Source organism: Kineococcus esterisolvens, assembly GCF_050871405.1.
GTDB lineage: Bacteria > Actinomycetota > Actinomycetes > Actinomycetales > Kineococcaceae > Kineococcus.
In genome coordinates this window covers 1-12,887 of sequence record NZ_JBJLRI010000097.1, presented here as the reverse complement: position 1 = coordinate 12,887, position 12,887 = coordinate 1, and the positions used below count along the sequence as shown (strand labels likewise).

The following is a 12,887-nucleotide window of genomic DNA, read 5'->3' as shown; positions in this document are numbered from 1 at the left end:
TGCGTGCAGGTTGCGCGTCCCCACCCCCCCCCCCCCCCCCCCCCCCCCGCCGCGCCCCCCCCCCCCCCCCCCCCCCCCCCCCCCCCCCCCCCCCCCCCCCCCCCCCCCCGCGGCTGCGCTCGCTCAGCCGCGCACGGCGGCGGTGACGGCCGGAACCGCCTCGGCCAGGCGCACCTGCCGCGCCTCACCGCTGCGGCGGTCGCGGAGCTCCACGACCCCCTCGGCCAGACCCTTGCCGACGACGAGGATCGTCGGCACGCCGATCAGCTCGGCGTCCTTGAACTTCACCCCGGGCGAGACCTTCGGGCGGTCGTCGAGGAGGACCTCGACGCCGTCGGCCTGCAACTGCGAGGCGATGCGCTCGGCCGTGGTGAACACCTCGGGGTCCTTGCCGGTGGCCACCACGTGCACGTCGGCCGGGGCCAGGCCCCGCGGCCAGACCAGGCCCTTGTCGTCGTGGTTGCCCTCGGCGATCGCGGCGAGCGCGCGCGTCACACCGATGCCGTAGGAGCCCATCGTCACGACGACCTGCTTGCCGTTCTCGTCGAGGACCTTCAGGTCCAGCGCCTCGGCGTAGCGGCGGCCGAGGGCGAAGATGTGGCCGATCTCGATGCCGCGCGCCAGTTCCAGCGGGCCGGAGCCGTCCGGTGCCGGGTCACCGGCGCGCACCTCGGCGGCCTCCACGAACCCGTCGCCGGTGAAGTCGCGACCGGCGACCAGGTCGAACACGTGCTTGCCGGGCTGGTCCGCTCCGGTGATCCAGCGGGTGCCCTCCACCACGCGCGGGTCCAGCAGGTAGCGGACGCCGGAGACGGACCCCTCGCCCAGGGCACCGGGTCCGATGTACCCCTTCACCAGCGCCGGGTGCGCGGCGAAGTCCGCCTCCCCGAAGGCCTCCAGCTCGGCCGGGGCGAGCGCCGCCTCGAGCCGCTTGAGGTCCACCTCGCGGTCACCGGGCAGGCCGACGGCCAGCGGCTCGCGGGTGCCGTCGGGGTGGCGCAGGACGACGAGGACGTTCTTCAGGGTGTCCGCCGCCGTCCACGGCCGGTCCGGGCGCGGGTGCGAGGCGTTCGCAGCCGCCACGAGCGTCTCGATCGTGGGGGTGTCCGGGGTGTCCTCCACGTGCGCCACCGGGGCGTCGTCGTACGGCAGCGCGGGCGGCACGGGCGTGGTGACCGCCTCCACGTTCGCGGCGTACCCGCCCGCCGAGCGCACGAAGGTGTCCTCCCCGATGGGGGTGGGGTGCAGGAACTCCTCGCTGCGCGAGCCGCCCATGGCGCCGGAGACCGCCGAGACGATGACGAACTCCAGCCCCAGACGGGTGAAGACGCGGATGTAGGCGTCCCGGTGCTTCTCGTAGGAGACCTCCAGGCCCGCGTCGTCGACGTCGAAGCTGTAGGAGTCCTTCATGACGAACTCGCGGCCGCGCAGGACGCCGGCGCGCGGGCGGGCCTCGTCGCGGTACTTCGTCTGGATCTGGTAGATGGACAGCGGCAGGTCCTTGTACGAGGAGTACAGGTCCTTCACCAGGAGGGTGAACATCTCCTCGTGGGTGGGGGCGAGCAGGTAGTCGGCGCCCTTGCGGTCCTTCAGGCGGAACATGCCGTCGCCGTACTCGGTCCAGCGGCCGGTGGCCTCGTAGGGCTCGCGCGGCAGCAGCGCCGGGAAGTGGACCTCCTGGAAGCCGGCGGCGTCCATCTCCTCGCGCACCACGGCCTCGACCCTGCGCAGCACCTTCAAGCCCAGCGGCAGCCAGGTGTAGATGCCGGGAGCGGCGCGACGGACGTACCCGGCGCGCACCAGCAGCTTGTGGCTGGCGACCTCGGCCTCGACCGGGTCCTCCCGCAGGGTCCGCAGGAACAGCGTCGACATCCGCATCAGCACGCCGGGCAGCCTATCCGCGTCCGCGGACGCCCCCGGCCTGCCGGGACGTCAGAACAGGACGGTGGCGAAGGTGCCGACCTCGCGGAAGCCGACGCGGCGGTAGGCCGCCAGCGCCCGGGCGTTGTAGTCGTTGACGTAGAGCGAGACGACGTCCACGCCCTCGGCCCGGGCCGCCTGCACCACCGCAGCCATGCCCGGGGAGGCCAGACCCTCGCCGCGGCGGTGCGGCGGCACCCACACGCCCTGCACCTGCACCACCTTGGGCGAGACCGCACCCAGCTCCGCCTTGAAGACGACCTCGGGGCCGGACGGGCCGGGGTCCACGCGCACGAAGGAGCGGCCCGTGGAGACCAGTTCGGCGATGCGCGCGCGGTAGGCGCCACCGCCGTCGGGTGGTGCCGGGGCGTAACCGATCTCCTCGGTGAACATCGCCACGCAGGCGGGGACCACGAGGTCCAGCTCCCGCAGGGTGGCGCGGCGCACCGCCGGGTCAGCAGGCACGGAGGGCTCGCCGTCGCAGACCATGAGGGGCTGGCTGGCGCGCACCTCACGCACGCCGCGCCAGTGCGGCTCCAGCCGCTGCCACAGCGCCAGGACCGTCTCGGCGGGCCCGACGAGCGAGGAGCAGCGCCGGCCCTGGGCGCGGGCCTGCGCGGCGAAGGCGTCCAGCGCGGCGGGGGTCGCCTCGATGGGCACGAGGTTGGCGCCGGCCCAGCACGCGGAGACCAGCTGCCCGTCCTCGAACCAGCCCCACACCTGGCCGCCGAGGTCGGTGCCCGGGCGGGCCACCAGGCCCAGCACGCGGGCGGAGACGAAGAGGTTGGCCACCGGGTCCCGGTCGCACAGGCGCAGCAGGGTGGCGGCGTCGGCGCCGGTCAGGACGCGCAGGGCACCGCGCCCGGCGGGGCCGCGGGACGTGGCCGTGGACGGGGTCGGGTACACCCCGGCATCCTGCCGCCACCGCGGCGGGCCGTCCACGCGGCCCCACCGCGGCAGGCGCACCGACCCGGCCCGGTGCTCAGCCGACGGTGACCGTGGGGCCGCCGGCGGTGGCCTCCTCGGCGGGCTCGCCCATCTCGGCGGCCAGCCGGTTCGCCTCCTCGATGAGGGTCTCGACGATCGCGTGCTCCGGAACCGTCTTGATGACCTCGCCCTTGACGAAGATCTGGCCCTTGCCGTTGCCGCTGGCCACGCCCAGGTCCGCCTCGCGAGCCTCGCCGGGGCCGTTGACCACGCAGCCCATGACGGCCACGCGCAGCGGCACGCTCATGCCCTCCAGCCCCTCGGTCACCGCGTCGGCCAGCGAGTAGACGTCCACCTGGGCGCGCCCGCAGGAGGGGCAGGAGACGATCTCCAGCTTGCGCGGGCGCAGGTTCAGCGACTGCAGGATCTGGATGCCGACCTTGACCTCCTCGGCCGGCGGCGCGGACAGCGAGACCCGGATGGTGTCGCCGATGCCCTTGCTCAGCAGCGCACCGAAGGCGGTCGCGGACTTGATGGTGCCCTGGAAGGCGGGGCCGGCCTCGGTGACGCCCAGGTGCAGCGGCCAGTCGCCCCGCTCGGACAGCAGCTCGTAGGCGCGGACCATGACCACCGGGTCGTTGTGCTTGACCGAGATCTTGAAGTCGTGGAAGTCGTGCTCCTCGAACAGCGAGGCCTCCCACACCGCGGACTCCACCAGCGCCTCGGGCGTGGCCTTGCCGTACTTCTGCATCAGCCGCGGGTCCAGGGAGCCGGCGTTGACGCCGATGCGGATCGAGACGCCGGCGTCCTTGGCCGCCTGCGCGATCTCCTTGACCTGGTCGTCGAACTTGCGGATGTTGCCCGGGTTGACGCGCACCGCCGCGCACCCCGCCTCGATCGCCGCGAAGACGTACTTGGGCTGGAAGTGGATGTCCGCGATGACGGGGATCTGCGACTTCCTCGCGATGATCGGCAGCGCCTCGGCGTCGTCGGCGCTGGGGCAGGCCACCCGCACGATGTCGCAGCCGGTCGCGGTGAGCTCGGCGATCTGCTGGAGCGTGGCGTTGATGTCGGTGGTGGGCGTCGTCGTCATCGACTGCACCGAGACCGGGGCGTCACCGCCGACCTCGACCGTGCCGACCTTGATCTTGCGCGTCTTGCGGCGCGGGGCCAGGACGGGCGGGGGCAGGGCGGGCAGACCGAGGCTGACAGTCACGCGACCAGTATCGACCCCCGCGGGCGCGGCGACGACCAGGACCGGCCACGTCCACCGGGCCGCCACCGGCTGTTCACGCCGGGCGGACGCCCCGCGGCACCCGGTGCCGTGCTCAGCCGAGCGTCACCGGACGCACGATGTCGGCGTACAGCAGCAGCGCGCTCATCCCGATGAGCACCAGCGACACCCCGTACGCCACCGGCATGGCCTTGGCCACGTCGACCGGCCCGGGGTCCGGCCGCCCGCGGAGGCGGAACAACGCCTTCTTCAGCACCTCCCACAGCGCCCCGGCGATGTGACCGCCGTCGAAGGGCAGCAGCGGGATCATGTTGAAGACGAACAGCGCCACGTTCAGCCCCGCCAGCAGGGACACCAGCCGGGAGGTCCGCTCGGCCAGCTCGTCGCCGGGGATGATCGCCGGCCGGGCGTTCAGCTCCCCCGCGAGCCGGCCGATGCCCACGACCCCGATCGGGCCGTTCGGGTCGCGCGCCTCGGTGCCGAAGGCGGCCTGCGCCACGTCGACCAGGCGCTGCGGCAGTCGCAGCACGATGCCGGCCACGCCCTGCACCTGCTCGGCCACCACGCCGGGCACCTCGGTGAGCGGGGTGCGCACCACGGCGATGCTCGGGGAGACCCCCAGGAAGCCGACCTCCTCCACGCGGTCGGTGACCTCGCCGGTGCGCTCGTCCACCACCGCCCGCTGCGTGAGCACCGGGGTGGCGGTCAGCTCCACCCGCCGCCCCTCCCGCTCGACGACGAGCTCGACGGTGCGCCCGCCGGCGGTCCGGATGGAGCGCGCCAACTGCTCCCAGCCGGTGACCGGCTCACCGTCGAAGGACACCACGACGTCCCCGGGCAGCAGTCCCGCCGCCGCGCCGGGCGCGGGCGGGTCGCCGGGGCCGCACTCGGTGGCGCTGGTCCCCGCGGGCAGTACGCACTGCGAGACGCTGGAGACGGTGGGCACGAGGCCGGGGGCACCGATGCCACTGACGGCCACCGCGGTGAGCAGCAGGGCCAGCACCAGGTTCGTGAAGGGCCCGCCGAACATGACCACGATGCGCTTCGCCACGGGCAACCGGTAGAAGGTGCGCCGCTCCTCCCCCGGGCCGACCTCGACGAAGCTCGCCGCCCGGGCCTCCTCCGCCATCAGCGCCCAGCGGCCGGTGGAGGACGCGCGCACCCGGCCGGGCTCGTCCCCCGGCTGCGGCGGGAACATCCCGATCATGCGGATGTAGCCGCCCAGCGGGATCGCCTTGAGGCCGTACTCGGTCTCCCCGCGCCGCCGGGAGAAGAGGGTGGGGCCGAAGCCGACCATGTACTGCGTGACCTTCACGCCGAAGCGCTTGGCGGGCAGCAGGTGCCCCACCTCGTGCAGGGCGATCGACACCGCCACGCCGACCGCCGCGGCGAGGACGCCGACGACCCACAGCAGGACCTCGCTCACGCGCGCGCCCCCGCCGCCGTCAGCTCCCGCGCCCTCGCACGTGCCCAGTGCTCGGCGGCCAGCACGTCGGCCACGTCGCGGGGTTCTCCGCCCGGCTCGTGCTCGCCGACCACCCGCGCCACGGTGTCGACGATGCCGAGGAAGGGCAGCCGACCGGCGTGGAAGGCAGCGACGCACTCCTCGTTGGCCGCGTTGAGCACCGCGGGGACCGTGGCGCCTCGCCGGCCCGCCTCGCGCGCCAGGTCCACCGCGGGGAAGGCCTCGCCGTCCAGCGGCTCGAACGTCCAGCTCGCGGCGCGCGTCCAGTCCACCGCCGCCGCCGCGCCGGGCACGCGGTGCGGCCACGCCAGTCCCAGGGCGATGGGCAGGCGCATGTCCGGCGGGGAGCACTGCGCCAGGGTGGAGCCGTCGGTGAACTCCACCATCGAGTGCACGACCGACTGCGGGTGCACGACGACCTCGATGCGCTCGTAGCCGATGCCGAACAGCAGCGAGGCCTCGATGAGCTCCAGGCCCTTGTTGACCAGGGTGGCGGAGTTGGTGGTGACCACCGGGCCCATCGACCAGGTCGGGTGCGCCAGCGCCTGCGCGGGGGTGACGCCCGCCAGGTCCTCGCGCCGCCGGCCGCGGAACGGCCCGCCGCTGGCGGTCAGGACCAGCCGGGCCACCTCGTCGGCCGTGCCGCCGCGCAGGCACTGCGCCAGGGCCGAGTGCTCGGAGTCGACGGGCACGACCTGGCCGGGCGCGGCGGCGCGGGTGACCAGCGGTCCGCCGGCCACCAGGGACTCCTTGTTCGCCAGCGCCAGGGTGCGCCCGGCCGCCAGCGCGGCCAGCGTCGGCCCCAGCCCCACCGACCCGGTCATCCCGTTCAGCACCACGTCGCACGGCTCGCCGGCGGCCTCGGTCGCGGCGTCCGGACCGGTCACGACCCGGGGGGACCACCCGGGGCGGCCGGCGTCGCGGGCGTGCGCGACGAGGGCCTCGCGCAGCTGCGCCTCGGCCTCGGGGCGGGCGAGCGCGACCAGGCGCACCTCGTGCTCGACGGCCTGGCGCGCGAGGGCGTCCACGTCCGCGCCGCCGGCCGCCAGCGCCACGACGCGGAAGCGGCCCGGTGCGGCGGCGACCACGTCCAGGGCCTGCGTGCCGATCGACCCGGTGCTGCCCAGCAGGACCACCTCGCGCGCGGGCCCGGCCGCCGGGCGGGACGGGTCCAGCGCCCCGGGGTGCAGGACGGGGGCGGGGCGCGGATCGGTGCTCACCGGGACATTCTGACCGCGCGGTCGGCACGAGGATCCACCGGTGGCCCCGCCCGGCGTCGTCATCGGCGAGGATGGCCCGAGCGCACCGCTCCACAGGAGGACAGCCCACATGCCCGCGAACCACCGCCGCCGGACCAGCGGCCTCGCCGCCGCCGCCCTCGCCGCCCTCGCCACCGCGGGTGCCGCCCCGGCCGGCGCGGCACCCGCCGCCACCGGCAGCGCGAGCGCGGCCGGCGCCGCGCACCTGCTGGCAGAGGTCGGCGCGGCGGCGCAGGAGTCGGCGCTGGAGTACTGGACGCCGGAGCGCCTGGCGGCCGCTCGGCCCGCCTCCGCCGACGCCCCGGCACCGGGCGGCGGCCCCGCCCCGGACGCGGGCACCGCCACCACGACCGGGGCGAGCACCGACGGCACCGACGAGGAGGGCGCGCAGGTGCGCACGCTCGCCGGTGGCGACGCGCCCCTGCTCACCCGGCGCCAGCGCAGCACCGCGGCGGTCGTCACGGGCGGCGCGGTCACCGTGGCGACGCCGTGGACCGGGGACCCGGCGATCACCTCGAAGGTGGGGCGGTTGTTCTTCACGCAGGGCGGACTGCCCTACGAGTGCTCGGCCAGCAGCGTGGAGGCGGGCAACGAGAGCGTCGTGGTGACGGCCGGGCACTGCCTCAGCGAGGCGGGCCACACCTCCACGAACGTCATCTTCGTCCCGGGCCTGGCGGGCTCGGAGCAGCCCTACGGCCGCTGGAGCGCGACCCGGACCTTCACGACCCCCCAGTGGCTCCAGGAGGACCAGCGCACACCGGCCGCCCTCAACCACGACGTGGGGTTCGTGGTCCTCGGGCGCCAGGACGGCACGACGCTCGCCGACCGGGTCGGGGCGCTGGACCTGGCCTTCGACGCTCCGCTGGACCGGGTGACGGTGTTCGGCTACCCGGCGGCCGGGCGCGGTGGCGACGGCTCCACGCTGCAGCACTGCACGGGCTGGCGCTTCCCCGACACGGGCGGCACCACCGACCAGGGGACCCTGTGCGACATGGGTGGCGGGTCCAGCGGCGGGCCGTGGCTGTCCGGGTTCGACCCGGCCGCCGGCACCGGCACCGTCACCTCGGTGGTGAGCTTCAGCTACAGCTCCGCCCCCGAGCGGCTCTACGGACCGCGGCTGGGCGCGGTGGAGCGCGAGGTGTACGAGCAGGCCGCCGCCGTCGTGGTCCCCTGACCCCCCGGCCCGGCCCGCTGACCGGGCGCGGGGCGCGGGGCGCCCCGTAGGTTCCTCCCGTGGCCCTGGACCCGCACGACCTGCCCGCCGGCGCGCTCGAGATGCTGCGCGAGCGGCACCTGGCGACCCTGACGACCCTGCGGGCGGACGGTTCCCCGCACGTGGTGCCCGTGGGGTTCACCTTCGACCCCGGCACCGGCACGGTGCGGGTCATCACCTCCGCCACCTCCCGCAAGGCCGCGCACGTGCGCCGCGGCACGCGCGCGGTGGTGGCCCAGGTGGACGGACGCCGCTGGCTGGCGCTGGAGGGCCCGGCCCGTCTGCTCACCGGTGCCGCCGACGTCGCCGACGCCGAGCGCCGGTACGCGGAGCGGTACCGGGTGCCCCGGCCCAACCCGCAGCGCGTGGTCGTCGCCGTCGAGGTGGACCGGGTGCTGGGGTCGGTCCCGCCCTGGGGTTGAGGGGTCGGCGGGGCCCGCCGCTCAGCTCTCGTGGGAGACCATGAGCTCCACGACGCGGTCCAGGAAGGCGTCCACGGGCGCCTCGCGGTAGGCGCGCCGGCCGCGCCGCGGGCGGAACAGCGCCGTCCGCACGTCCGCGGCCTCCAGGTCCGCCCGGCCGGCGAAGTGCTCCACGAGCACGGCGCACAGCGCGTCCACGTCGGCCGGCCGGTACCCGCGACGCAGGCCCCGGGCGCGCGGGAAGCGCTCCCCCTCGGGCTCGTCCAGGCGCCCGTGCACCGCGGCGCTCAGTGCGGCGTGCCGCTCCGCCCACTGCCGCTGCGCCCCGCCGGCCAGGGCCCACCCGCGCTCCAGGCGGGCCAGGCGGTCCTCCAGCGCCGCCAGGAGCCCGTCGGTGGCATCGACGTCGTACCCGCCGAGCTGCGCGCCGAAGCCGACCGCCCGCACCTGGGCAGCGCTGAGCCGGCGGGCCGGGACGGCGCGCTCGGCGTGCTCGAAGAACGCGTCCACGTCCTCGACGCGGTACCCGCGGCGCAGCCGCCCCGTGCGGTGCGGGCGAGCGCTCAGCACCTGCGCGGCGGCGCCCCGCTCGTCCAGGTCCTGCGTCACCGGCTCACCCCCGCGGTCCGCCCGCCGCTCACGCGCGCGGCTGCTCGGGGGCGACGGCCGCCAGCTGACCGCAGGCCCCGTCGATGTCGCTGCCGCGGGTGTCGCGCACCGTGGTGGGGATGCCCCGGGCCTCCAGCGCCGCCACGAAGGCCCGCTCCACGGCCGGGTCGCTGGCGGTCCACTTCGAGCCCGGCGTCGGGTTCAGCGGGATGGGGTTGACGTGCACCCACCCCTTGCCGCGCGCGTTGAGCAGTTTGCCCAGGCGGTCGGCGCGCCAGGCCTGGTCGTTGACGTCGCGGATCAGCGCGTACTCGATGCTGACGCGACGTCCGGTGGCCTCGAAGTAGCGGCGGGCCGCGTCGAGCGCCTCGCCGACCTTCCAGCGCTGGTTGATCGGCACCAGCTCGTCGCGCAGCTCGTCGTCGGGAGCGTGCAGGCTCAGCGCCAGGGTGGCGGCGATGCCCTCCGCGGCGAACTTGTCGATGGCCGGGACCAGCCCGACCGTCGACATGGTCACGCCGCGGGCGGAGATGCCCAGCCCGTCGGGGGCGGGGGCCGTGAGGCGGCGCACGGCGGCGACGGCCGACCTGTAGTTGGCCAGCGCCTCCCCCATGCCCATGAACACGACGTTCGAGACGCGACCGGGCCCCCCGGCGACCTCCCCGCGCGCCAGTGCGCGCGAGGCCGCCAGGACCTGCTCGACGATCTCGGCGGTGGACAGGTTCCGGGTCAGGCCCGCCTGTCCGGTGGCGCAGAACGGGCAGTTCATGCCGCAGCCGGCCTGGCTGGAGATGCACAGGGTGTCGCGGTTCTTGTAGCGCATGAGGACGGACTCGACCAGGGCGCCGTCGTGCAGGCGCCACAGCGTCTTGACCGTCCTGCCCCCGTCCGCCGTCAGGCTCCGCACCGGGGTCAGCAGGGTCGGCAGCAGCGCGTCGGCGATGCGGCGCCGGGAGGACGCCGGCAGGTCCGTCATGCGCTCGGGGTCGTCCTCGAGGCGCTCGAACCACTGGGTGGCCAGCTGGCGGGCACGGAACGGCTTCTCACCCAGCTCGGCCAGCGCCGCCGCACGCTCAGCGGGCTCGAGGTCGCTGAAGTGGCGCGGCGGCTTGCCCCGGCGCGGGGCGCTCATCACCAGCGCGCCGGGACTGGCGGGCGCCAGCGGCAGCGGGCGGCGGTCCGCGTCCCGGGCGAAGTCCTGGCTGAAGTCCTGGGGGGCGTCCGCCGCGGCGGAGGGGGCGGGAGGAGTCGGCATGGTTCCCCCATGGTAAAGCGCCCGTGCGCCGGCACCCGCGCACCGCGGGGCCGGCGCCGGCGGGCTCAGGGGCCGACCAGCGCCAGCAGCAGCAGGTGCACCACGGGCGCCGTGGGGAGCAGCGAGTCCAGCCGGTCCATGACACCGCCGTGCCCGGGCAGCAGGTCGCCCATGTCCTTGATGCCCAGGTCGCGCTTGAGCATGGACTCCGAGAGGTCCCCCAGGACGGCCACCGCGACGGTGACCAGGCCCAGCAGCAACCCGCCCCACCACGCCCCGCCCAGCATCAGCGGCAGGCACACCGCCCCCAGGACCGCACCGGTCAGCAGCGAGCCGGCGGTGCCCTCCCAGGACTTCTTCGGGCTGACCGAGGGAGCCATGGGGTGCTTGCCGAGGAAGACCCCGGCCGCATACCCGCCGATGTCGCTGGCGACGGCCAGCACCACGAACAGCAGCACGCGCCAGGCCCCGTCGGAGGCGGCCAGCATGAGCATCGCGAACGAGCCCAGCAGCGGGCCGTAGGACACCACGAAGACGCCGCCGGCCACGTCGCGCACGGCGGGGACCGCCACCGGGCTGCCGTGGTCACCGCCGGTGTCGACGACCCGCCACACCAGCACGGCGAAGACGGTCAGGACGTAGGCGACCAGGAGGGTCTCGCCACCGCCGAGGTAGGCGCCGGGCAGCATCGCGAGCGTGCCCACCACCGGCGGCAGGACCGGCACCCGCAGGTGGTGGGCGCGGAAGGCCCGCACCACCTCCACCGTCCCGTACAGGACGGCGGCGCAGGCGAGCAGGACGAACGCCTCGGGGCGCACGAACAGGCTGAGCAGCAGCACCGCGCCGAGCGCGAGCCCCACGCCGACGGCGGCAGGCAGGTTGCGCCCGGCGCGGGGCGTGCGCGCGGCACCGGTGGCCGCGTCGGGTGCGGGCGCGTTCACACCGCCAGGAGTTCCGCTTCCTTGTTCTTCAGCAGCTCGTCGACGACCTCGACGTACTTGCGCGTCGTGGCCTCGAGGTCCTTCTCCGCACGGGTGACCTCGTCCTCGCCGGCCTCGCCGTCCTTGACGATGCGGTCCAGTTCCTCCTTGGCGCGGCGCCGCACGTTGCGCAGGGAGACGCGGGCGTCCTCGGCCTTGGTGCGGGCGAGCTTGATGTAGTCCTTGCGGCGCTCCTCGGTCAGCTGGGGCAGCACCACGCGGATGACGTTGCCGTCGTTGCCCGGGTTCACGCCGAGGTCGGAGTTGCGCAGCGCCTTCTCGATCTCGGCCATCGCGCCGCGGTCGAAGGGGGTGATGAGCACCGAGCGGGCCTCGGGGATCTGGAAGGAGGCCAGCTGCTGCAGCGGGGTGGGTGCACCGTAGTAGTCCACGAAGATCTTGTGGAACATGGCGGCGTTGGCGCGACCGGTGCGGATGGCGCCGAAGTCCTCCTTGGCGACGTCGATCGCCTTGCTCATCTTCTCCTCGGCCTCGAGGAGGGTGTCGTCGATCACGGTGGTCCCTTCGTCCTTCTCCGGCGCGTCCAGGCCGACGCGGTGAGCGACGGGACCCCTCGGGTCCCCGTCCGGCTCAGCCCGCGGTCACCTGCGTGCCGATCCTCTCACCCCGCAGCGCGCGCGCCACGCCCTGTCCCTCCATGCCGAAGACGATCATCGGCAGGCCGTTGTCCATGCACAAGCTGAAGGCGGTCGTGTCGACCACGCGAAGCCCCTGCCGCAGCGCCTCCGAGTAGCTGATCTCGTCGATCTTGGTGGCGGCCGGGTCCTTGCGCGGGTCCCCGGTGTAGACGCCGTCGACGCCGTTCTTGGCCATCAGGACCGCGTCGGCGCGGACCTCGAGCGCCCGCTGGGCGGCCACGGTGTCGGTGGAGAAGTACGGCATGCCCGCACCGGCCCCGAAGATGACCACCCGGTTCTTCTCCATGTGGCGGATGGCGCGGCGCGGGATGTACGGCTCGGCGACCTGCCCCATGGCGATGGCGGTCTGCACGCGGGTGTCCACCCCGGCCTGCTCCAGGAAGTCCTGCAGCGCCAGCGCGTTCATCACCGTGCCGAGCATGCCCATGTAGTCGGCGCGGCTGCGCTCCATGCCGCGCTGGGACAGCTCCGCGCCGCGGAAGAAGTTGCCGCCGCCGACGACGATGGCGACCTGGACACCCAGCTTGACGCCCCCGGCGATCTCACGGGCCACCTGGGCGATGACGTCGGGGTCCACGCCGACGGAGCCGTTGCCGAAGAACTCCCCCGACAGCTTCAGCAGGACCCGGCGGTACGTGGGCGCGGGCTCGACCGTGCCGGCCTCCAGGTCGACGGTCAGGCTCGGCTCGGTGGTGTCCGGCACGCGGGTCTCCTTCGCGGGGTGGGGTTCTCGGGGAGTGTGCCGCACGGCTGCGCCGGGGGTCGTGCCCACCGGCGGTGCGCTGGTCCGGACGGGTGCGGCGCGCCGGACGCGCGAACGGGGGGGGGGGGGGGGGGGGGGGCCCCCCCCGGGGGGGGGGGGGGCGGCGGCGCCCCCGGCGGGGGGGGTTCACCCCGCCCAGAACCAACCACACCCGCCCCGCGTGGTGTTTTTGGTGGTTTTG

The 12,887-nt window shown here is 75.1% G+C and carries 12 protein-coding genes; 2 read left to right on the top strand and 10 right to left on the bottom strand.

Going from position 1 to position 12,887, the window contains the following annotated elements; all coding sequences use genetic code 11:
- Positions 1 to 123 precede the first annotated feature (123 nt).
- From ACRYR8_RS19585 to dxr, 5 genes are all read right to left on the bottom strand, one after another.
- Positions 124 to 1,884, bottom strand: coding sequence for a proline--tRNA ligase (locus ACRYR8_RS19585; RefSeq protein WP_432485796.1), 1,761 nt, complete (start codon positions 1,882 to 1,884; stop codon positions 124 to 126).
- Between the two features lie 48 nt (positions 1,885 to 1,932).
- Positions 1,933 to 2,826, bottom strand: coding sequence for a GNAT family N-acetyltransferase (locus tag ACRYR8_RS19580; RefSeq protein ID WP_432485797.1), 894 nt, complete (start codon positions 2,824 to 2,826; stop codon positions 1,933 to 1,935).
- Positions 2,827 to 2,902: 76 nt separating this feature from the next.
- Positions 2,903 to 4,063: a flavodoxin-dependent (E)-4-hydroxy-3-methylbut-2-enyl-diphosphate synthase gene (ispG, locus tag ACRYR8_RS19575; RefSeq protein WP_432485798.1), complete on the bottom strand. Its 1,161-nt coding sequence runs from the start codon at positions 4,061 to 4,063 to the stop codon at positions 2,903 to 2,905.
- 112 nt (positions 4,064 to 4,175) lie between these two features.
- The gene (locus ACRYR8_RS19570; protein ID WP_432485799.1) at positions 4,176 to 5,507 is read right to left on the bottom strand and encodes a M50 family metallopeptidase; all 1,332 of its coding nucleotides are present in this window, start codon (positions 5,505 to 5,507) and stop codon (positions 4,176 to 4,178) included.
- Positions 5,504 to 6,766: a 1-deoxy-D-xylulose-5-phosphate reductoisomerase gene (dxr, locus tag ACRYR8_RS19565; protein ID WP_432485800.1), complete on the bottom strand. Its 1,263-nt coding sequence runs from the start codon at positions 6,764 to 6,766 to the stop codon at positions 5,504 to 5,506. Before dxr ends, ACRYR8_RS19570 begins: the two co-directional genes overlap by 4 nt.
- Before the next feature lie 109 nt (positions 6,767 to 6,875).
- Between dxr and ACRYR8_RS19560 the strand changes: the two genes are divergently transcribed.
- The gene (locus ACRYR8_RS19560) at positions 6,876 to 7,979 is read left to right on the top strand and encodes a trypsin-like serine peptidase (protein ID WP_432485801.1); all 1,104 of its coding nucleotides are present in this window, start codon (positions 6,876 to 6,878) and stop codon (positions 7,977 to 7,979) included.
- A gap of 59 nt (positions 7,980 to 8,038) precedes the next feature.
- A complete protein-coding gene (locus ACRYR8_RS19555) occupies positions 8,039 to 8,440 on the top strand; it encodes a pyridoxamine 5'-phosphate oxidase family protein (RefSeq protein WP_432485802.1) in 402 nt (133 codons plus the stop codon).
- Between the two features lie 21 nt (positions 8,441 to 8,461).
- Here the strand turns inward: ACRYR8_RS19555 and ACRYR8_RS19550 are convergent, their stop codons facing one another.
- The 5 genes from ACRYR8_RS19550 to pyrH form a co-directional block, all read right to left on the bottom strand.
- Complete coding sequence (locus ACRYR8_RS19550; RefSeq protein ID WP_432485803.1) at positions 8,462 to 9,049, bottom strand: DivIVA domain-containing protein; 588 nt, start codon at positions 9,047 to 9,049, stop codon at positions 8,462 to 8,464.
- A gap of 28 nt (positions 9,050 to 9,077) precedes the next feature.
- Complete coding sequence (rlmN, locus tag ACRYR8_RS19545; protein WP_432485806.1) at positions 9,078 to 10,181, bottom strand: dual-specificity RNA methyltransferase RlmN; 1,104 nt, start codon at positions 10,179 to 10,181, stop codon at positions 9,078 to 9,080.
- Between the two features lie 188 nt (positions 10,182 to 10,369).
- On the bottom strand, positions 10,370 to 11,245 hold the full coding sequence (locus tag ACRYR8_RS19540) for a phosphatidate cytidylyltransferase (RefSeq protein ID WP_432485804.1): 876 nt from the start codon (positions 11,243 to 11,245) through the stop codon (positions 10,370 to 10,372).
- On the bottom strand, positions 11,242 to 11,799 hold the full coding sequence (gene frr / locus ACRYR8_RS19535) for a ribosome recycling factor (RefSeq protein ID WP_432485805.1): 558 nt from the start codon (positions 11,797 to 11,799) through the stop codon (positions 11,242 to 11,244). The genes ACRYR8_RS19540 and frr overlap by 4 nt, the downstream gene beginning before the upstream one ends.
- Before the next feature lie 76 nt (positions 11,800 to 11,875).
- Positions 11,876 to 12,622 (bottom strand): UMP kinase, encoded by a 747-nt coding sequence (gene pyrH, locus ACRYR8_RS19530; RefSeq protein ID WP_432485807.1) that lies wholly within the window; start codon positions 12,620 to 12,622, stop codon positions 11,876 to 11,878.
- Between the last annotated feature and the right edge of the window lie 265 nt (positions 12,623 to 12,887).

Coding starts and splice junctions, on each gene's coding strand:
- ACRYR8_RS19560 (WP_432485801.1), top strand. CDS start 6,876: ATGCCCGCGAACCACCGCCGCCGGACCAGCGGCCTCGCCGCCGCCGCC.
- rlmN (WP_432485806.1), bottom strand. CDS start 10,181: ATGAGCGCCCCGCGCCGGGGCAAGCCGCCGCGCCACTTCAGCGACCTC.